This window comes from Pseudomonas sp. LBUM1670 (assembly GCF_059695695.1).
This window is the reverse complement of the sequence record NZ_CP166783.1, coordinates 5,626,876-5,646,631: the sequence shown is the minus strand read 5'-3', so window position 1 is coordinate 5,646,631 and position 19,756 is coordinate 5,626,876. Positions and strand designations below refer to the sequence as shown.

Genomic DNA, 19,756 nt, shown 5'->3' with positions numbered 1-19,756 from the left:
GAGTATACCCAGCTTGCTTAGGACGATGGTCCAGAAACTGCGGCGGTGCTCACACTTGGCCGTATTGCTGCCCATGGCGCAGCCAGCGGTCCAGCAGTGGGCTGACGTGATCCGGCCAACGCTCCATCAATGCCTGAGCGGCGTCGCGCACGGCGGGCAGCAGATCGGCGTCGCGCATCAGGTCGGCGACCTTGAATTGCAGCAGACCGGTCTGCCGCGTGCCGAGCATTTCGCCGGGGCCGCGCAGTTCGAGGTCTTTTTCGGCGATGACAAAACCGTCGTTGGTCTCGCGCATGATACCCAAACGCTGACGGCCGATCTGTGACAGCGGCGGATGGTAGAGCAGCACGCAATGACTGGCGGCACTGCCTCGCCCAACACGACCGCGTAACTGGTGCAGTTGCGCGAGGCCAAGGCGCTCGGGGTTTTCGATGATCATCAGGCTGGCGTTCGGCACGTCGACGCCGACTTCGATCACGGTGGTGGCGACCAGCAGTTGCAGGTTGCCGGCCTTGAATTCGGCCATCACGGCGGCTTTTTCAACAGGCTTCATGCGGCCGTGGATCAGCCCGACCTTCAACTCGCCGAGGGCGGCGGTGAGGTCTTCGTAAGTGGTTTGCGCCGCTTGGCAGGTCAGCTCTTCCGACTCTTCAATCAGCGTGCACACCCAATAGGCCTGACGCCCTTCGGCGCAGGCGCCGCGCACCCGTTCGATGACTTCGACGCGCCGGGTGTCGGTGACCAGCACCGTGTTCACCGGGGTTCGACCGGGCGGCAGTTCGTCGAGGATCGAGGTGTCGAGGTCGGCGTAGGCGCTCATGGCCAGCGTTCGCGGAATCGGCGTGGCGGTCATGATCAGTTGATGCGGACACATCCGCCCGCCGACACCTTTCTGCCGCAATGCCAAACGCTGTTGCACACCGAAACGGTGTTGTTCGTCGATGATCACCAGTGCGAGATTCTTGAACTGCACTTCGTCCTGGAACAGCGCGTGAGTGCCGACCACCATCGGTGTGCCGCTGGCGATTTGTTCCAGCGCGGCCACGCGGTTCTTGCCTTTGAGCTTGCCGGCCAACCATGCGACTTCAATGCCCAGCGGTTCGAGCCAGCGCTTGAAGGTGATGAAGTGCTGCTCGGCGAGGATCTCGGTGGGCGCCATCAAGGCGACTTGATAACCCGCTTCCAAAGCCTGAAGCGCGGCGAGGGCAGCGACTACGGTTTTACCGGCGCCGACGTCGCCCTGAATCAAGCGCAGCATCGGTTCGTGCTGGCTGAGGTCGTAGGCGATTTCATTGCCGACGCGTTGCTGGGCGCCAGTCGGATTGAAGCCGAGATTGGCCAGGTATTGGGCCGGCAATCGGGTGGCTTTCGGCATCGCCGGCGCGCGCAGGGAACGCATGCTTTCACGTAGGCGCTGCTGGGACAGTTGATGAGTCAGCAGTTCTTCAAAGGCCAGACGGTGCTGGGCCCAGTGATGGCCGAGGGCGAGTTCGTCGACGTCGGCATCGGCGGGCGGGTGATGCAGGTAGCGGATTGCGTCGGCCAGTGGCGCGAGTTGATAGTCCCGCGCCAGTTCGGTCGGCAGCCAATCTGGCAGGCTGGTCGGGCCGAGCATCGTCAGGGTTTGCATGCACAACTGGCGCAAGCGTTGTTGGGTCAGGCCTTCGGTGAGCGGGTAGACCGGCGTCAGGGTTTCATCCACGGGAGGCGGCTCGTCGCCGGTGAGGGCGCGGTACTCCGGGTGGTAGATTTCCAGCCCCGATGCACCGGGCCGCGCTTCGCCGTAACAGCGAATCCGCGTGCCGCGTTTGAGGCCTTCTTTCTGGGCGTTGCTGAAATGGTAGAAGCGCAGGCTGAGTCCGCCGGTGCCGTCCTGCAAGCGCACGACGAGGCTGCGGCGACGGCCCATGACCACGTCGGCGCCGCTGACGGTGCCTTCAATCACGGCGTCCTGTCCGGGTCGCAAATGGCCGATCGGGACCACGCGGGTGCGGTCCTGATAACGCAGCGGCAGGTGGAACAGTACGTCCTGGAGATTCTCCAGGCCGACCTTGGCCAGTTTCTCGGCCATGGCTTCACCGACACCTTTGAGTGCCGTTACCGACACTTGCGACAACTCGGTCATGACAGCAACTTAAGCCGCAGCCACCGGCGCGGGCGGCTTGGCCACCGAGCACAGGCGAATGGAGTCAGCGAGGATTTCAATCGCCTTCGGACGCGGGAAGCTCGCACGCCAGGCGATGGCCACGGTGCGGAACGGCACCGGCGCTGACAGTGGGCGCACTTCAATCACGCCGGGGGCGTAGTGATGGCTGTCTACGGCCGACAGCGGCAGGATCGAGATACCAAGGCCGGACGCAACCATGTGACGGATGGTTTCCAGCGAGCTGGACTCCACCGTGGTGTGTTTGGCGCCGTCGTTGCCTTTGGTCAGGGTCGGGCAGGCTTCCAGCACTTGATCGCGGAAGCAGTGGCCCTCGCCGAGCAGCAGCAGGCTCTTGTCGTTGAGCAGGGCGGCGTCGATGGATTCTTTTTGCGTCCATGGGTGCTGGGCCGGCATCAGAACGTAGAACGGCTCGTCGTAGAGCTGCAGCGTCAGCACGTCGGCTTCGTTGAACGGCAGGGCGATGATGATTGCGTCGAGTTCGCCGTTGCGCAGTTTGTCGCGCAGCACGTGGGTGAAGTTTTCTTCGATGTACAACGGCATCTGCGGGGCAACCCGGTGCAGTTGCGGAATCAGGTGCGGAAACAGGTACGGGCCGACGGTGTAGATCGCACCGACTTTCAGCGGGGCGGTCAGCTGGTTCTTGCCGGCCTGGGCCAGTTCGCGGATGCCTTGGGCCTGCTCCAGGACTTTTTGCGCCTGGGCCACGATGCCTTCGCCGACCGGGGTCAGGCGTACGGCGCTCTTGCTGCGCTCGAAAATCAGCACACCGAGTTCGTCTTCAAGCTTTTTCACGCCCACCGACAGGGTCGGCTGACTGACGTGGCAACGCTCGGCTGCGTGGCCGAAGTGCTGCTCTTGGGCGAGGGTAACGATGTAGCGTAATTCTGTAAGAGTCATAGCGAGCGTCCATGAAGTTGCGGGCCAAGCATACCGGCTGCAAACGATAGACGCACGTTATCAGAGAGAGCGTGTCGAGTGACACCGGGCAATGCGGGTATGCCGCCGGCGGATAAGCAAAAGGCACCTTTCGGTGCCTTGTCGCAGCTATTTCGCTCGCTGAAGATCTCCTGTGGGAGCGGGCTTGCTCGCGAAAGCGGTGGATCAGTCAAAATTGATGTGACTGTCACGCCGCTTTCGCGAGCAAGCCCGCTCCCACATTGGATCTACAGTGTTTTAACGGCGGCGTTCCAGCGAGTAAACAAACGGTGCAACGATTTCGATGGAGCCGTTGTTCAGCATGTCGGCCGGGGGCTTGGGCAGAGGCTGGGCGCGGCGGATCATTTCCAGGGTGGCACGGTCCAGATCGGCGTTGCCGGAGCGGCCCACCAGTTCGAACGACAACACGTTGCCTTCGCCATCCACCACGAAGCGCAGGCGGTTCAAACCTTCCTTGCCCCGTGCCTGAGCACTGGCCGGGTACTTTTTGTACTTGGCCAGGTGAGCGAGCAGCGTCCCTTGCCAGCTGGCTTTGGCCGCCTGCTGCGCGGGCGATGGGCCCGGTGCCGGTTGTGCGGATTTCTCCGTCGGTGCCTGGGTCGGTTGCGCGTCGCTCGGTTTTTCCTCGGCCGGCTTCTCCTTCGGCGGCTCCGGCTTTTTCTCCACAGGCTTGGGCGGCTGAGGCTTCGGCTTGGGTTTGACCGGTTTCGGTACGGTGATTTCTGCCTTTGGCACTTCGGCCAGTTTCGGGATCGGCAGTTCTTCCACCGGAGCGGGTGGCTGTGGTGGCGTTATCACCTTCGGCGGTGCTGGCGGTGGCGGGGCCGGAACCGGTGCCAGCTCGACCATCATCGCCTGCGGCGGCAGCTCGATGGGTGGCCGCGCGGTCCAGTTCATCGCCAGCGCAATGGCCAGCGCATGGACACCCAGCACCAAGGCCAGGCTCCCGCTGTAACGCGTCAGCTTATGGCGCGTCGTGATCATTTCTTGACTGCCGTCTCGAGTCCGACCAGACCCACCTTCAGGTAGCCCGCGGAACGCAGGTTATCCATCACGCTCATCAGGTCGCCGTAGTCCACGCCTTTGTCGGCCTGGAAGAAGATCGTCGTGTCTTTCTTGCCCTTGGTCCTGGCGTCCAGAGTGGCACCGAGTGCTTCGGCTTTCACTTCGTCTTCGCCGAGGAACAGGCGCTGGTCAGCCTTGACGCTGAGGAACACCGGCTTCTCCGGCCGCGGCGCCGGTTTGGCGCTGGAGGCGGGCAGGTCGACCTTGATGTCCACGGTGGCCAGCGGAGCAGCCACCATGAAGATGATCAACAGCACCAGCATCACGTCGATGAACGGCGTGACGTTGATTTCGTGGTTCTCGGCCAGATCGTCGTCTGCGCCTTCTTTCAAATGCAGGCCCATGGCCGATTACCCCACTTTCACCATGTGCGGATGCGAGCTGCGCTCAGGCTGGTGGTCGAGGTCGCGGCTGACCAGCAACAGGACTTCTGCCGAGGCGTCGGACACTTGCGCCTTGTAACCGGCAATGGAGCGGGCAAACACGTTGTAGATGACGACCGCTGGAATCGCAGCGACCAGGCCCAGCGCTGTGGCCAGCAGGGCTTCGGCGATGCCGGGAGCGACGACGGCGAGGTTGGTGGTCTGGGTTTTGGCGATGCCGATGAAGCTGTTCATGATGCCCCACACGGTGCCGAACAAGCCCACGAACGGCGCGGTGGAGCCGATGGTGGCGAGCACGCCGGTGCCGCTGCTCATGTTGCGGCCGCACGCTGCAACCAGGCGCTCGAGGCGGAAGGCGACACGTTCCTTGATGCCTTCTTTTTCGCGGCTGTTGGTCGACAGGCGCATTTCTTCCAGCGCATCGTGTACCAGCAGGTTGGCGAGGGTGCCGGGCTTGGTGGCAGAGGCGCTGGCTTCTTTAAGAGTGGTGGCTTTTTTCAGGTGGACGATTTCAGCGCGCAGACGACGCTTGGCGCCCATCAGCTCAAAGCCCTTGGCGATCCAGATGGTCCAGGTGATGATCGACGCGATGGCCAGGCCGATCATCACGATTTTCACGATGATGTCGGCGTTCTGGTACATGCCCCACGGCGACAGGTCATGGGCCATGCCCAGGGTGTTGTCGGCTTCGAGAACTTCAGGAGCGTCTTCGGCAGTGGTGTCTACGGCTTGGGTCGGGTCGGCGGCAGCCGGTGCAGCGTGATCGGCGGCGTGGGCGGCTGGAGCAGGCGCAGCGGCGGCAGCCGGGGTGGCCGGTGCTTGTGCGTCAGCGAATACGGCGGTTGGCGCCAGCATCAGGCTGAGCAGCAGGGCAGCCACCGCGCTCCAGGCGCGAGGTCGTTTGGTTGGCGAAGCGGGGAATTGATTGCGTGTCATGCTGGCCGGACCTGAGAAAAAAAGACGGTAAATGTTCTTCCAGGCCTCGAAGGCCGAGAACAAAAGTGGTCGGCATTATTGCAAGTAATTCTTGTTAACAGAAGTAATAGAGTATCTTTTTTTCCTTCATTGCTAGCCGCTCGTCCATTGCCAGCGCTAGTCTGTGGCTTTCCGATAGGAGTTTTCTGATGTCCGCGCCATCTGTTTTGATCGCCGGCTGCGGTGATGTCGGCAGTCGTCTGGCCACACAATTGCTCGCTGCAGGGTGGGAGGTTCATGGCCTGCGGCGTGACGTCTCACGCCTGCCCAAGGGCGTGATAGGTGTTGCCGGCGACTTGTTCAACAAGGACTGTCCGGAAACCTGGCCGGTCGGCGCGGTGGATTACCTGGTGTATTGCGCGGCCGCCACCGATCACGATGAAGCCGGTTACCGCGCCGCTTATGTCCAGGGCTTGCAGCATGTGCTTGAGTGGCTGGACGACTACGGGCAGGTGCCCAATCGCCTGCTGTTCGTTTCCAGCAGTAGCGTTTACGGCCAGCAGGAGGGCGAGTGGGTCGACGAGACTTCACCGGCGGTGGCGGCTGGTTATTCAGGGCGTGTGATGCTTGAAGCCGAGCAGGTCGCCCTCAATAGCGGGATCCCGGCGAGCGTTGTGCGTTTGACCGGCATTTACGGTCCGGGTCGTGAGTGGTTGCTGACCCAGGTTCGTCGGGGTTATCGCGTGGTGGTCGATCCTCCGTTGTATGCCAATCGGATTCATGCCGACGATGCTGCGGGGTTGATGGCGTGCCTGCTTGAAGCGGATCGGCGTGGTGTGGCGCTGGATGACGTCTACATCGGCGTCGACGATGCGCCTGCACCGCTGGCCGAAGTGGTGGGTTGGTTGCGTGAGTATCTGGGCGTGACTGAATGGGCCGAGGATGCGAGCGTGCGGCGCACCGGGAGCAAGCGTTGCAGCAATGCGCGGGCGAAGGCGTTGGGCTGGAAGCCGAAGTATCCGAGTTTCCGCGAGGGTTATGCCGCGATTCTTGAAGGCTGCAGCTGACTTCCAGACACCGCAAACCAAAATGTGGGAGCGGGCTTGCTCGCGAAGGGTCCATAACATTCAACATCATCGTTGACTGTTACACCGCTTTCGCGAGCAAGCCCGCTCCCACATTAGATCTTCGCTGTTAGATCCGGGTTACTGCTTTTCCAGCACCCACTTGCGATCACCCGGCGTGAACTGAGGTTGTTCGTCCGCCAGGGCGGTGTTCACAGTCTGGAAAATTTCCAGCTCCTTACCCTTGCGCGTAAAGATCCATGCATTGCCTTGCCCGTTGAGTTGCAGCCACATGTTGTCGTTGCCGCCACTCATCGAGGCGCAATCGCCCGCCAGACACAGTGCATAGCGATCCGCACCCGGCAGGCCGGTCACCTGGCCGTCGGCCTGGAATTGTACGGTGCTGCCTTCGCCGGGGCCGCTGACGACTTTCCAGCTACCGCCCATGTAGGCCGAATACAGTGCGCGTTCGAAGCTGGCGCCCATCGGTGCGCCATCCGGCACCGGGATCAATGCGCGGTCGAAGACCTGGGCGGGTTCGTTCTCTGTCGCGGCCTGGCTCAATTGTTTGCCGTCTCGCTTCAGTTCACTTCCGGAGCTGCCATAGAAGTCGACTTTCCAGGCGTCGGACTCTTCGCCCAGCAGCTTGCCTTCGACATTTTCAAAACCGTTGGTGTAGCGGGCCTGAGCGGCCTTGGTGTTGACGTCCCATTCCAGGTTCGGGCCATAGGCCTGGAGCGCTTCACGCAGGGGGCCGCCTTTGGATGCAGCGTCAATCGCCACCTGATTGATCCAGGTGCCGCTGATATCACGGTCGGCAGGGTTGCTGGCACATCCGCCCAAGAGTAGGGCGACCAGCGAGAGAGCTAGCGCTTGGCGCATGGTGGAATCCTTTCAAGACAGAATCGGCGCAGCCTCGAAAGGCTGCGCCGGACGCATTACTCGATGACCAGAATGGCATCCATTTCAACCTGCGAACCCTTTGGCAGGGCGGCTACGCCGATGGCGGCGCGGGCAGGGTATGGCTGGTCAAAATACTTGCCCATGATCTCGTTGACCTTGGCGAAGTGGCTCAGGTCGGTGAGGAAGATGTTCAGTTTGACGATGTCCTTGAACGAACCGCCAGCGGCTTCGGCCACGGCTTTCAGGTTCTCGAACACCTGGACGGTCTGGGCTTCGAAGCCTTCAACCAGTTCCATGGTTTTTGGGTCCAGAGGAATCTGACCCGACATGTAAACGGTGTTGCCAGCCTTGATCGCCTGGGAGTAAGTGCCGATGGCAGCCGGGGCCTTGTCGCTGGTGATAACAGTCTTGGTCATGAATGACTCCTTGTAATAGGTGGCTTACGCGCGCATGCGGGTGATGCGAATCACCCCGGTCAGTGCGCGCAGTTTCTTGATCACGCGGGCCAGGTGCACGCGGTCGTGCACGCTGACCACCAGTTGGACCACGCTGATGCGACCATCGCGTTCGTCCATGCTGATTTTCTCGATATTGCCATCGGCCGCGTTGACGCTGCTGGCCAGCAGCGCGATCAGGCCACGCTGGTGTTCCAGCTCGACGCGCAGCTCGACGTTGAATTCGCCGGTGACATCCTTGGCCCATGAGAGCTGGATGCATTTTTCCGGGTTGTGGCGGATTTCGCTGATGTTGCGGCAGTTGTCCAGGTGCACGACCATGCCTTTGCCCGCCGACAGGTGACCGACAATCGGGTCGCCCGGGATCGGCGTGCAGCACTTGGCGTAGCTAAGCACGAGGCCTTCGGTGCCGCGAATCGCCAGCGGACCTTCCGCGCTCGGCAGCTGCTCGCCTTCGCCGAGCAGGCGACGGGCGACCACATAAGCCATGCGATTGCCCAAGCCGATGTCTTCGAGCAGGTCTTCGATCAGTTCGAGGCGGTACTCGGTGAGCATCGCCTTGACGCGCTCGGCCGGGACTTTGTCCAAGGCACTGTCGAAACCATTGAGAACCTTGTTCAGCAGGCGTTCGCCGAGGTTGATGGATTCGGAGCGGCGTTGCAGTTTCAGTGCATGGCGTATATGCGTCCGCGCCTTGCCGGTGACCACGAAGTTGAGCCAGGCCGGGTTCGGCCGCGCGCCGGGTGCGCTGACGATCTCGACCGTGGAGCCGCTTTGCAGCGGTTCGGACAGCGGCGCGAGACGACGATTGATCCGACAGGCAATGCAGCTGTTGCCGACGTCGGTGTGCACCGCGTAAGCGAAGTCGACCGCCGTGGAGCCTTTGGGCAACTCCATGATCCGGCCTTTGGGCGTGAACACGTAGACCTCATCCGGAAACAGGTCGATCTTCACGCTCTCGATGAATTCCAGTGAGTTGCCGGCGCGTTGCTGCATTTCCAGCACGCCTTTGACCCACTGGCGGGCGCGGGCGTGAGTGCCTTTCGGCTGCTCGTCGCCGCTGGATTTGTACAGCCAATGGGCGGCGATGCCATTGTTGGCCATCTCTTCCATTTCACGGGTGCGGATCTGGATCTCGATCGGAACGCCGTGCATGCCGAACAGCGTGGTGTGCAGCGACTGGTAGCCGTTGGCCTTGGGGATCGCGATGTAATCCTTGAAGCGTCCCGGCAACGGTTTGTACAAATTATGTACGGCACCCAGCACGCGGTAGCAGGTATCGACCTTGTCGACAATGATCCGGAACGCGTAGACGTCCATGATCTCGTTGAAGGCCCGACGCTTGCCGCGCATTTTCTTGTAGATGCCGTAGAGGTGTTTCTGACGACCGCTGACCTCGCCCTGAATGCCGTCGATGGCCAGGCAGTGGCTGAGGGATTCTTCGATCTTGTTGACGATTTCCTTGCGGTTGCCCCGGGCGCGCTTGACCGCCTGGTTGATCCGCGCGGAACGCATCGGGTGCATGGCCTTGAAGCCGAGGTCTTCGAATTCTATGCGGATGGCGTGCATGCCCAGCCGGTTGGCGATGGGTGCATAGATTTCCAGGGTTTCCTTGGCGATCCGCCGGCGCTTTTCGCCGGACAGGACTTCCAGCGTGCGCATGTTGTGCAGGCGGTCGGCGAGTTTGACCAGGATCACGCGAATGTCGCGCGCCATGGCCATGGCCATTTTCTGGAAGTTTTCGGCTTGTGCTTCGGCCTTGGTCTCGAAGTTCATCTGGGTCAGTTTGCTGACCCCGTCGACCAGTTCGGCCACGGTTTCGCCGAACTGCGCTTGCAGCGCTTCCTTGGCAATACCGGTGTCTTCGATCACGTCATGCAGCATCGCAGCCATCAAGCTCTGATGGTCCATGTGCATGTCGGCAAGAATGTTCGCCACCGCAAGAGGATGCGTGACGTACGCCTCACCGCTACGGCGGCGTTGGCCGTCGTGGGCTTGTTCGGCGTAGAAGTACGCTCGGCGGACCAGATTGACCTGGTCCTTGCCGAGGTAGGTCGATAAGCGATCGGCGAGGGCGTCTATGCTCGGCATGATAACTCCTGCCGTTCGCTGTGACCCCGCGCCGTGCTACGTCGACCAGGCATAGGCTTAGACGGCCTCGTTGGACTCGTCCTCGAACGCTGCGAACAGCGGTTCGTCTTCGACGATTTCAGCGTTGGCGATGAACTCGTAGCTCATCAGGCCTTCGGCGATTTCACGCAGGGCTACAACGGTAGGCTTGTCGTTTTCCCACTGGACCAATGGCTCTTTGCCGCCGGTGGCCAGTTGACGGGCACGCTTGGTGGACAGCATGACCAGCTCAAAACGGTTTTCCACGTGGTTCAGGCAGTCTTCAACGGTTACGCGGGCCATGGTATTCCTCGGAGCGAATGCAAATATGCGCGCTGCCCGGGTGGGCGAGCGGACTCAACAGTTTAAAAAATCACCAGCGATTAGGGAAGCGCTGATTTTTTGACCAAGCCCTTCAACGCGCTGCAAGTGCCAATGTAAAGCCCTTGCAGCGGTTTTGGAAAGAGCTGTTTAGCCGAGCAATTCAGCCAAAAGTTTGCCGTGACGCTGTTGCTGGCGCTTCTGATGAAGCTGATTGGCGCGGAAAATCGCCTGCAAATCGCGCAGTGCATGGGCGAAATCGTCGTTGATGATCAAGTAGTCATAGTCGACGTAGTGGCTCATCTCGCTGACGGCCTCACGCATGCGGCCGTCAATGATTTCGTCGCTGTCCTGACCGCGATTGGTCAGGCGCTGGTGCAAGGCCTGCAGGGACGGCGGCAGAATGAAGATCGAGCGGGCCTGGGGCATCAACTTGCGTACCTGCTCTGCACCCTGCCAGTCGATTTCCAGAATCAGGTCGTGGCCTTCGTCCAGGGTCTGCTGCAGGTGACTTTGCGAAGTGCCGTAGAGATTGCCGAAGACTTCGGCGCGCTCTAGGAAATCGCCATGCTCGATCATCTTCACGAACTCGCTGCGTTCGACGAAGTGATAGTTCACGCCGTTCACTTCACCGGGGCGCATGGCGCGGGTGGTGTGGGAGATCGAGACGCGGATCTCCTGATCAGCGTCGGTCAGGGCCTTGACCAGGCTGCTCTTGCCCGCGCCCGAAGGGGCGGAAATGATGTACAGGGTGCCGGTGCTGTGGGTCATGTCGGGTTTGCCTTACTCAATATTCTGCACTTGTTCGCGCATCTGCTCGATCAACACTTTGAGGTTGACCGCCGCTTGGGTGCTGCGCGGGTCGAAGGCTTTGGAGCCCAGTGTGTTGGCTTCGCGGTTGAGTTCCTGCATCAGGAAGTCGAGGCGCCGGCCGGCAGCGCCGCCGGACTTGAGCACCCGGCGAACTTCGATGATGTGAGTGCTCAGGCGATCCAGTTCTTCGGCAACGTCGCTCTTCTGAGCGAGCATGACCATTTCCTGTTCCAGGCGCTGCGGGTCCATCTCGGCTTTCATGTCGGCGAAGCGGTCGAGGACTTTCTGACGCTGGGTGGCGAGCATCTGCGGGACCAGTTCACGCAGGGTCACCACGTCCTCTTCAATGGACGTCAGGCGATCGTTGATCAAGCGCGCCAGCTCCGCGCCTTCACGCTCGCGGCCGGCCTTGAGTTCTTTCAGGCCTTCGTTGAACAGCGCCAGTGCTTCGGCGTTCAAGGCTTGCGGGTCGGTGGCATCGCCCACCAACACGCCCGGCCAGGCCAGCACTTCCAGCGGGTTCAGCGCGGCCGGGTTCTTGATCAGACTGGCGATGGTCTCTGCGGCAGCGACCAATTGCGCTGCGCGCTCGCGATCTACTTGCAGAGGTTTATCGGTGTTTTCTTCGGTGAAGCGCAGGGTGCATTCGAGTTTGCCTCGGGAGATGCCCTGACGCAGTGCTTCGCGGACCGCGCCTTCGAGATCGCGAAACGACTCCGGCAGACGCAGGTGCGGTTCCAGGTAGCGGCTGTTGACCGAGCGCAGTTCCCAGCTCAGGGTGCCTTGGGCGCCGGCTTTTTCGACGCGGGCGAAGGCGGTCATGCTGTGCACCATGGAGGTACCTCGCAATTCAGGTTTGCGTTACCAAAGGTTTCGCGAACCCGATATCTGTGAATTAAAGCCGACAGGCAGCAAAGGCGCAGGATTGTAGCGCAGTGGGGCGGATGCGCCCAAACACACGGTGTGACAAAGGGCTGCAGGCCGTCGGTTAAGCGCTGTTCTAAGCTCAAGCCAGGGCCTTCAATCGTCGGGCAGATTTTTTAGAAGTGCCCAGGCTCGGCGCGCGGCTCTATAATGCTCGGCAGTTTTCCGTCCCCCGTACAGGTATTCCCTATGAAACGTCCAAGTGGTCGCGCTGCCGATCAGCTCCGCTCGATCCGCATTACCCGCAACTACACCAAACACGCCGAGGGATCTGTACTGGTCGAGTTCGGTGATACCAAAGTCATCTGCACCGTCAGCGTCGAAAACGGCGTGCCGCGTTTCCTCAAAGGTCAGGGCCAAGGCTGGTTGACCGCTGAATACGGCATGCTGCCGCGCGCCACCGGCGAGCGTAACCAGCGTGAAGCGAGCCGCGGCAAGCAAGGTGGTCGCACCCTGGAAATCCAGCGTCTGATCGGTCGTTCCCTGCGCGCTGCGCTGGACATGTCCAAGCTGGGCGACGTCACCCTGTACGTCGACTGCGACGTGATCCAGGCTGACGGCGGCACTCGCACCGCGTCCATCACCGGCGCCATGGTTGCGCTGGTCGACGCCTTGAAAGTGATCAAGAAGCGCGGCGGCCTGAAAGGCGGCGACCCGCTCAAGCAAATGATCGCAGCTGTTTCGGTTGGCATGTATCAGGGCGAGCCTGTGCTTGACCTCGACTATCTGGAAGACTCGGCTGCCGAGACCGACCTGAACGTGGTGATGACCAGCACCGGCGGCTTCATCGAAGTCCAGGGCACTGCCGAAGGCGCGCCGTTCCAGCCTGAAGAGCTGACCGCCATGCTTGAATTGGCGAAGAAAGGCATGACCGAGATTTTCGAACTGCAAAAGGCTGCACTGGCCGACTGATCGGACCCGCTCCAGACAAGGAGGACGTTATGAGTGACGAGCAAGAGCTGCTTCCCACCCCGAGCAAAGAGGTTCGGCAATGGGCAATGTTTTGTCACCTGTCCGCCTTGCTGGGGATCTGGATTCCGTTCGGTACACTGATCGGCCCGCTGATTCTGTGGCAGATGAAGCGTGAGATGGACCCGTTTGTCGATGCCCAGGGCAAGGAAGCGCTGAATTTTCAGATCACCGTCGCCATTGCCTCCACTATCTGCTTCTTGCTGATGGTGGTGATCATCGGGTTCTTCCTGTTTGGTCTGGTGGCGATCGGTGCGCTGGTGTTGACGATCATCGCTGGGGTGAAAGCCAATGAAGGGGTGCCTTATCGGTATCCGTTCACATGGCGGTTGATCAAATAACGATCAGTGCTGGATTCCCTGGTGGGAGCGACAGCTGTGTGAAAATGCAGTTCGCCACGCGTTAAAACAAATGCCCTGACTTGTCGGGGCATTTGCTTTTTTGAAGTTGAATTAACTTCCCAAACGTTGCCATTAGCAATAACCATCCGCCGTCGGTATTTGCGACGAACTATCGCTCTTACACTTCTAGTCACAACTGCTTCGCCTCAGCACCACCTATGTGCTTGGCAATGAGACTTCGCGGTTGATAAAGTTGCCCCAAGTAATATTCCTTCAGAAATATTTCGATATATTCAGACCATTGAAGGTCCTTGAATTTAAAGCAAATCAGTGTTGAGAAGATCAACCTGTTCAAGAGGCGTGTCCAGGTAAAAAGTTCGCCCCTGAATATATATCAAAGAATAATCCCAATGGTTCAGCTCGATTTTTATGGAACACTTGTGGCCGCCTCTTTAGTACTGTTACTGGGGCGCGGACTGGTCACACGAATCGGTTTTTTACGCAGCTACAATATTCCTGAGCCTGTAGCAGGCGGCCTGGTGGTTGCTCTGCTTCTCCTGGCTTTGCGGGGACTTGATTTTGAAGTCCGATTTGACACCTCACTGCAAACTCCCTTGATGTTGGCGTTTTTTGCCACCATTGGCTTGAGTGCGGACTTCGCCAGTCTGAAGAAAGGCGGGCGCGTAGTGGGGGTTTTTCTCCTGGCGGTCATCGGGCTTCTGGTGGTGCAGAATGCCATGGGCATCGGGCTCGCCAAGGCTTTGGGGCTCGATCCGTTGATGGGCTTGTTGACGGGCTCGATTACGTTGTCTGGCGGTCACGGTACAGGCGCTGCCTGGGGAGCGACGTTCAGTGAGAAGTTCGGTCTGGCGTCCGCCTCTGAGCTTGCCATGGCCTCTGCGACGTTTGGATTGGTGCTGGGCGGGTTGATTGGTGGTCCGGTCGCTCGCCTGCTTATCAAACGTGTTCAGACACCCGGCTGCCAGCAAGATAAGCCGCGGCTGCCAAAGGGCTTTGAGCAGCCAAACAAAGAGCGCGCGATCACACCCTTTTCGTTTATCGAAACACTCGCTCTAATCGCCGTCAGCTTGATGGCAGGCTCTCTTCTGAATGGCCTGCTTCACGGAACCGCATTTGAGTTGCCGACGTTCGTTTGCGTCTTGTTCGTGGGTGTGATTTTGCGGAACGGGCTTTCAGCGTTTGGCTTGTATCAGGTGTTTGAGCGTGAAGTTTCCGTTTTGGGGAATGTCAGTTTGTCGCTGTTTCTGGCGATCGCTCTGATGTCGCTCAAGCTGTGGGATCTGGCAGCACTGGCTTTGCCGATCTTTATCATCCTGGCTGTGCAAGCGTTGGTCATGGCCCTGTTTGCGATTTTCGTGACATTCAGAATGATGGGCAGCAACTACGATGCTGCAGTTCTGGCGGCAGGGCACTGCGGTTTTGGACTGGGTGCAACGCCAACTGCCATCGCTAACATGCAAGCGGTGACGCAACGTTACGGACCTTCGCAGATAGCATTTCTAGTGGTGCCGATGGTGGGGGCTTTCTTCATCGACATCATTAATGTCGTCGTGATCAAGTTGTACTTGGCACTACCGTTTTTCGCCGCTGTTTGAAGGTATGACGCATAAGAAAAATGCCCGTATCTTTCGATACGGGCATTTTCGTCAACCGGTCAGCTAGATAGTCAGCGTCCAGTCGTAGTCCACGATCAGCGGTGCGTGCTGCGAGAATCGTGGCTGACGTGGCAGGCGCGCGCTGCGTACGAAGCGGCGCAGACCCGGGGTCAGTATCTGGTAATCGAAGCGCCAGCCCAGGTTGAGCATCTCAGCCTGTTCGTTGTCCGGCCACCAGCTGTACTGATCACCTTCACGGCTGACTTCGCGCAGGGCATCGACGTAGCCCATGTTGCCGACAATCTCGTCCATCCAGGCGCGTTCAGGCGCGAGGAAGCCCGGGGATTGCTGGCTGTCGCGCCAGTTCTTGATATCCAGCTTTTGTTGCGCGACGTACAGCGAGCCACAGTAAATGTACTCGCGACGTTTACGCCGCTGTTTATCCAGATAACGGGCGAAGTCGTCCATTAGCTTGAACTTCTGGTTCAAGTCTTCATCGCCGTTCTGCCCCGAAGGGAGCAGCAAGGTCGCGATGCTGACCTTGTCGAAATCGGCTTGCAGGTAGCGCCCGTAGCGGTCGGCCGTCTCGAAGCCGAGACCGCTGATGACTGCCTTCGGTTGCAACCGCGAATACAAAGCCACGCCACCCTGGGCGGGAACTTCGGCTTCGCAGGCATAAAGGAAGTAGCCATCCAGTTGGAAGGCTGGATCGTCCAGTTCAAAGGCGGAGGCGCGGGTGTCCTGCAGGCAGATGACGTCGGCATTCTGTGCTTGCAGCCAACTGAGCAAACCTCGCTCCACTGCAGCCTGAATACCATTGACGTTCACACTGATGATCCGCATAAATGGCCCCAAAAATCGCGTGCGTGTATGATACACGGCGTCAACCTAATTAGCTAAATCCGTGGTATTTGGGGTTTTTTTCATGCAAGCGTATCAGCGCGATTTCATTCGTTTTGCCATCGATCGCGGCGTTTTGCGCTTCGGTGAGTTCACCCTGAAGTCCGGACGCACCAGTCCTTACTTCTTCAATGCCGGCCTTTTCAACTCCGGATCGGCACTTGCGCAACTGGGTCGTTTCTACGCGGCAGCCATCGTCGAGAGCGGCATCCCGTTCGACGTATTGTTTGGCCCGGCGTACAAAGGCATCCCGTTGGCGGCAACCACTGCGGTGGCTTTGGCTGAACATCACAACCGTGATCTGCCATGGTGCTTCAACCGCAAAGAGGCCAAGGCTCACGGCGAAGGTGGCAGCCTGGTCGGCGCGCCATTGACCGGCGATGTGCTGATCATCGACGACGTGATCACCGCTGGCACCGCCATTCGCGAAGTGATGCAGATCATCGCTTCCCAGGACGGCGCCAAGGCGGCGGGCGTGCTGATCGCCCTGAACCGCCAGGAGCGTGGCAATGGCGAATTGTCGGCGATCCAGGAAGTGGAGCGGGACTTCGGCATTCCGGTGATCAGCATCGTTTCGCTGAATCAGGTGCTCGAGTTCCTGGCGGATGATCCGCAGCTCAAGCAACACCTGCCAGCCGTAGAAGCCTACCGCGCCCAATTCGGCGTCTGACACTGATCCCCTGTGGGAGCGGGCTTGCTCGCGAATGGGCCATCCCATTCAGCATCTTCGTTGACTGATACAGCGCTTTCGCGAGCAAGCCCGCTCCCACAGGATCGTAGGCGAAAAAAGACCCCGCTCAGCCAAACTGAGCGGGGTCTTTTTGTATGCGCTATCGCTTAAGGACGCTTGCGATTGCTGATCAACGTACCCACACCCGTATCGGTGAAGATCTCCAGCAGAATCGCATTCGGAACCCGACCATCAATGATCAACGAACTGCCCACGCCGCCCTGAACCGCTTCCAGCGCGCAACGAATCTTCGGCAGCATGCCACCGTAGATGGTGCCGTCGGCGATCAGATCGTCCACTTGCTGAGTCGTCAGACCCGTCAGGACGGTGCCCGACTTGTCCATCAGTCCGGCAATGTTGGTCAGCAACATCAGCTTTTCAGCCTTCAGCGCTTCGGCCACTTTACCGGCCACCAGGTCAGCGTTGATGTTGTACGACTCACCATTGGCACCGACGCCAATTGGCGCGATCACTGGAATGAAATCACCTTTCACCAACAGGTTCAGCAGGTCGGTGTTGATCCCGACCACTTCGCCCACCTGGCCGATGTCGATGATTTCCGGTTGGGTCATCTCCGGCGTCTGGCGGGTCACGGTGAGCTTTTTCGCACGAATCAGCTCGGCATCTTTACCAGTCAGGCCGATGGCGCTGCCGCCATGACGGTTGATCAGGTTGACGATGTCCTTGTTGACCTGGCCGCCGAGGACCATTTCCACCACGTCCATGGTCTGCGCATCCGTCACGCGCATGCCATCGATGAAGTGGCTCTCGATCGACAGTCGCTTGAGCAGGTCGCCGATTTGCGGGCCGCCGCCGTGAACCACCACCGGGTTAATGCCGACGGCTTTCATCAGCACGATGTCGCGGGCGAAGCCGGTTTTCAGCTCCTCGCTTTCCATCGCGTTGCCGCCGTATTTGATCACCAGCGTCTTGCCGACATAGCGGCGGATGTAAGGCAACGCTTCGGACAGGACCTTGGCGGTGTTGGCGGCGGCTTCGCGTTCGAGGGTCATTCAGGGCTCCGGGTGAATCAGAACGGTAGTTGGAGATCAGGTGCAACACGCTTCAACTGGACATGGAAGACGTCCTTGATGCGCTGCAATTCAGCCTCGTCATCGGCCTCGAAGCGCAGCACCAGCACCGGTGTGGTGTTGGACGCGCGCACCAGGCCCCAGCCTTTGGCGTAGTCGACTCGCACGCCGTCGATAGTGGTCAGGTCGGCGCCTTCGCCCCACTTCGCGTCGTGCAGTGCATCAATGATGCTGAATTTGCTCTCTTCGGTCACATGGATATTGATTTCCGGCGTAGAAATATCGTTCGGGAAGGTCGCAAACAGCTCTTCCGCGGTGGATTTTTCCTTGCTGAGGATCTCCAGCAGCCGTGCGGCGCTGTAAATGCCGTCGTCGAAACCGAACCAGCGCTCCTTGAAGAAGATGTGCCCGCTCATTTCGCCGGCCAACAGGGCGCCGGTCTGTTTCATTTTCTTTTTGATCAACGAGTGACCGGTCTTCCACATTAGCGGCCGACCGCCGTATTCCTTGATCAGCGGCGTCAGGCGGCGGGTGCATTTGACGTCGAAGATGATTTCCGCGTCCGGGTTGCGCGCCACCACGTCACGGGCGAACAGCATCAGCAGGCGGTCCGGGTAGACGATGCTGCCAGTGTTGGTCACCACGCCAACGCGGTCGCCGTCGCCGTCGAAGGCCAGGCCGATGTCTGCGTTGGTTTCCTTGACCTTGGCGATCAGGTCGACAAGGTTTTCAGGCTTGCCCGGGTCCGGGTGATGGTTCGGGAAGTTGCCGTCGACGTCGCAGAACAGCGGGATGACTTCGCAGTTCAGCGCTTCGATCAGTTGTGGAGCGATCACGCCGGCCGCGCCATTGCCGCAATCGACCACGACTTTGAGGCGACGAGCGAGTTTGATGTCCTCGACGATTTCAGTGTTGTAGCGATCGAGGATTTCGACCTGAGTGATGCTGCCCTTGCCGCTGCTCAGGTTGTTGGTCTTGAGGCGATCGTGCAGGGCCTGGATCTGTTCGTTGGCCAAGGTATCGCCAGCGATGACGATCTTGAAGCCGTTGTAGTTCGACGGGTTGTGGCTGCCGGTGAGCATCACGCCCGATTTGCCGGCCAGCACATTGGCGGCGTAGTACAGCGCCGGCGTTGGCACCAGGCCGACGTCGCTGACGTGGCAACCGGCGTCGGCCAGGCCTTTGATCAGTTGTTCGACCAGTTCCGGGCCGGACAGGCGACCGTCTCGGCCTACGGAAACGTTCGGTTCGCCCTGGGCCAGGCTCTGGGCGCCGATGGCGCGACCGAGCCAGTAAGCGGTTTCAGCGTTCAGGAATTCCGGGACGGTGCCGCGAATGTCGTAAGCGCGGAAAATACTGTCGGGGAACTTGGGTGCGACTTGGGCCGGGGTGTTCATCTGTGGGAATGCTCCATCTCGAAAGTGGCTGTACCTGCCCGCGAAAAACTCGTCGGCTGGCTCAAACTGAAGGGTATGACGGCGTTTTCCGCAGAGAGTTCGTGGTGCGAAAAGGCCATGTCACTAACGCTAGCCAGTTTTTGGCCGGCCAGCGCCTTGATTTTCAGTGGTAAACCTTCCAGATGACGTCTGTGCAATTTCATCCTGAAAATGCCGAAAACAGGCCAGGCCAGGCAGGGCGCCCAGCCTGAAACCCTATCAATGGCTGCCGGAATGCCCGAAACCGCCAGCACCACGTTCGGTTTCAACGAATTCTTCGACCATCTCGAAGTGCGCTTGAACGACTGGAACCAAAACCAGCTGAGCCAAACGCTCGCCAACCACCATGTTGAAATCGGTCTGGCCACGGTTCCAGCACGACACCATCAGTGGACCCTGGTAATCGGAGTCGATCAGGCCGACCAGATTGCCCAGCACGATGCCGTGCTTATGGCCCAGGCCCGAGCGCGGCAGAATCAGCGCGGCCAAACCCGGATCGCCAATGTAGACCGACAGGCCGGTCGGGATCAGCACGGTTTCACCCGGCTTGATCACGATGTCTTTTTCCAGCATGGCGCGCAGGTCGAGGCCGGCGGAACCTGGGGTGGCGTATTGCGGCAACGGGAATTCAGTACCGATGCGAGGGTCGAGGATCTTGGCTTGCAAAGCGTGCATGTA

19 protein-coding genes and 1 pseudogene are annotated in these 19,756 nt (G+C 59.9%); 5 read left to right on the top strand and 15 right to left on the bottom strand.

All coding sequences use genetic code 11. The features are described 5' to 3' along the window. Window positions 1-49: 49 nt before the first annotated feature. The 5 genes from recG to exbB form a co-directional block, all read right to left on the bottom strand. On the bottom strand, window positions 50-2,125 hold the full coding sequence (gene recG / locus ACA073_RS25900) for an ATP-dependent DNA helicase RecG (RefSeq protein WP_497400507.1): 2,076 nt from the start codon (window positions 2,123-2,125) through the stop codon (window positions 50-52). 9 nt (window positions 2,126-2,134) lie between these two features. After that, window positions 2,135-3,064 (bottom strand): hydrogen peroxide-inducible genes activator, encoded by a 930-nt coding sequence (locus ACA073_RS25895; RefSeq protein ID WP_414911264.1) that lies wholly within the window; start codon window positions 3,062-3,064, stop codon window positions 2,135-2,137. 276 nt (window positions 3,065-3,340) lie between these two features. Continuing rightward, complete coding sequence (locus ACA073_RS25890) at window positions 3,341-4,087, bottom strand: energy transducer TonB family protein (protein ID WP_497400505.1); 747 nt, start codon at window positions 4,085-4,087, stop codon at window positions 3,341-3,343. Then, window positions 4,084-4,512 (bottom strand): TonB system transport protein ExbD, encoded by a 429-nt coding sequence (gene exbD, locus ACA073_RS25885; RefSeq protein WP_008150131.1) that lies wholly within the window; start codon window positions 4,510-4,512, stop codon window positions 4,084-4,086. Before exbD ends, ACA073_RS25890 begins: the two co-directional genes overlap by 4 nt. 6 nt (window positions 4,513-4,518) lie before the next feature. Beyond that, entirely contained in the window at window positions 4,519-5,487 is a 969-nt protein-coding gene (exbB, locus tag ACA073_RS25880; RefSeq protein ID WP_497400503.1) for a tonB-system energizer ExbB, read from the bottom strand. 188 nt (window positions 5,488-5,675) lie between these two features. On the opposite strand from exbB, the gene ACA073_RS25875 reads away from it, so the two are divergent. Continuing rightward, window positions 5,676-6,533, top strand: coding sequence for an SDR family oxidoreductase (locus ACA073_RS25875; RefSeq protein ID WP_497400502.1), 858 nt, complete (start codon window positions 5,676-5,678; stop codon window positions 6,531-6,533). Window positions 6,534-6,671: 138 nt separating this feature from the next. Here the strand turns inward: ACA073_RS25875 and ACA073_RS25870 are convergent, their stop codons facing one another. The 6 genes from ACA073_RS25870 to ACA073_RS25845 form a co-directional block, all read right to left on the bottom strand. Continuing rightward, window positions 6,672-7,412 (bottom strand): hypothetical protein, encoded by a 741-nt coding sequence (locus ACA073_RS25870; protein ID WP_497400500.1) that lies wholly within the window; start codon window positions 7,410-7,412, stop codon window positions 6,672-6,674. Window positions 7,413-7,468: 56 nt separating this feature from the next. After that, window positions 7,469-7,849: a RidA family protein gene (locus ACA073_RS25865; protein WP_003229509.1), complete on the bottom strand. Its 381-nt coding sequence runs from the start codon at window positions 7,847-7,849 to the stop codon at window positions 7,469-7,471. 24 nt (window positions 7,850-7,873) lie between these two features. Further along, a complete protein-coding gene (gene spoT, locus ACA073_RS25860; RefSeq protein WP_497400498.1) occupies window positions 7,874-9,979 on the bottom strand; it encodes a bifunctional GTP diphosphokinase/guanosine-3',5'-bis pyrophosphate 3'-pyrophosphohydrolase in 2,106 nt (701 codons plus the stop codon). Window positions 9,980-10,036: 57 nt separating this feature from the next. Continuing rightward, entirely contained in the window at window positions 10,037-10,300 is a 264-nt protein-coding gene (gene rpoZ / locus ACA073_RS25855; protein ID WP_007894670.1) for a DNA-directed RNA polymerase subunit omega, read from the bottom strand. 168 nt (window positions 10,301-10,468) lie between these two features. After that, window positions 10,469-11,089, bottom strand: a complete 621-nt coding sequence (gene gmk / locus ACA073_RS25850) for a guanylate kinase (protein ID WP_497400496.1) — start codon at window positions 11,087-11,089, stop codon at window positions 10,469-10,471. Between the two features lie 12 nt (window positions 11,090-11,101). Further along, window positions 11,102-11,965 (bottom strand): YicC/YloC family endoribonuclease, encoded by an 864-nt coding sequence (locus ACA073_RS25845; protein WP_033059347.1) that lies wholly within the window; start codon window positions 11,963-11,965, stop codon window positions 11,102-11,104. A gap of 279 nt (window positions 11,966-12,244) precedes the next feature. Here ACA073_RS25845 and rph point away from each other — a divergent pair, with 279 nt between their 5' ends. From rph to gltS, 3 genes are all read left to right on the top strand, one after another. Beyond that, window positions 12,245-12,967, top strand: coding sequence for a ribonuclease PH (gene rph / locus ACA073_RS25840; protein ID WP_392892653.1), 723 nt, complete (start codon window positions 12,245-12,247; stop codon window positions 12,965-12,967). A gap of 29 nt (window positions 12,968-12,996) precedes the next feature. Continuing rightward, window positions 12,997-13,365 (top strand): DUF4870 domain-containing protein, encoded by a 369-nt coding sequence (locus tag ACA073_RS25835; protein ID WP_497400494.1) that lies wholly within the window; start codon window positions 12,997-12,999, stop codon window positions 13,363-13,365. A gap of 410 nt (window positions 13,366-13,775) precedes the next feature. Further along, window positions 13,776-14,981 (top strand): sodium/glutamate symporter, encoded by a 1,206-nt coding sequence (gene gltS / locus ACA073_RS25830; protein ID WP_497404232.1) that lies wholly within the window; start codon window positions 13,776-13,778, stop codon window positions 14,979-14,981. A gap of 63 nt (window positions 14,982-15,044) precedes the next feature. Here the strand turns inward: gltS and crc are convergent, their stop codons facing one another. Further along, on the bottom strand, window positions 15,045-15,824 hold the full coding sequence (gene crc / locus ACA073_RS25825; protein ID WP_008030595.1) for a catabolite repression control protein Crc: 780 nt from the start codon (window positions 15,822-15,824) through the stop codon (window positions 15,045-15,047). An 82-nt stretch (window positions 15,825-15,906) separates the two neighbouring features. Here crc and pyrE point away from each other — a divergent pair, with 82 nt between their 5' ends. Next, on the top strand, window positions 15,907-16,551 hold the full coding sequence (gene pyrE / locus ACA073_RS25820; RefSeq protein WP_461952644.1) for an orotate phosphoribosyltransferase: 645 nt from the start codon (window positions 15,907-15,909) through the stop codon (window positions 16,549-16,551). Window positions 16,552-16,718: 167 nt separating this feature from the next. Here the strand turns inward: pyrE and argB are convergent, their stop codons facing one another. From argB to dut, 3 genes and pseudogenes are all read right to left on the bottom strand, one after another. Next, window positions 16,719-17,624, bottom strand: a complete 906-nt coding sequence (argB, locus tag ACA073_RS25815; RefSeq protein ID WP_109626724.1) for an acetylglutamate kinase — start codon at window positions 17,622-17,624, stop codon at window positions 16,719-16,721. Window positions 17,625-17,641: 17 nt separating this feature from the next. Then, a pseudogene (locus ACA073_RS25810) lies at window positions 17,642-19,018 on the bottom strand (phosphomannomutase/phosphoglucomutase); the annotation flags it as partial. A gap of 279 nt (window positions 19,019-19,297) precedes the next feature. Then, entirely contained in the window at window positions 19,298-19,753 is a 456-nt protein-coding gene (dut, locus tag ACA073_RS25805; protein ID WP_109626720.1) for a dUTP diphosphatase, read from the bottom strand. Window positions 19,754-19,756 lie beyond the last annotated feature (3 nt).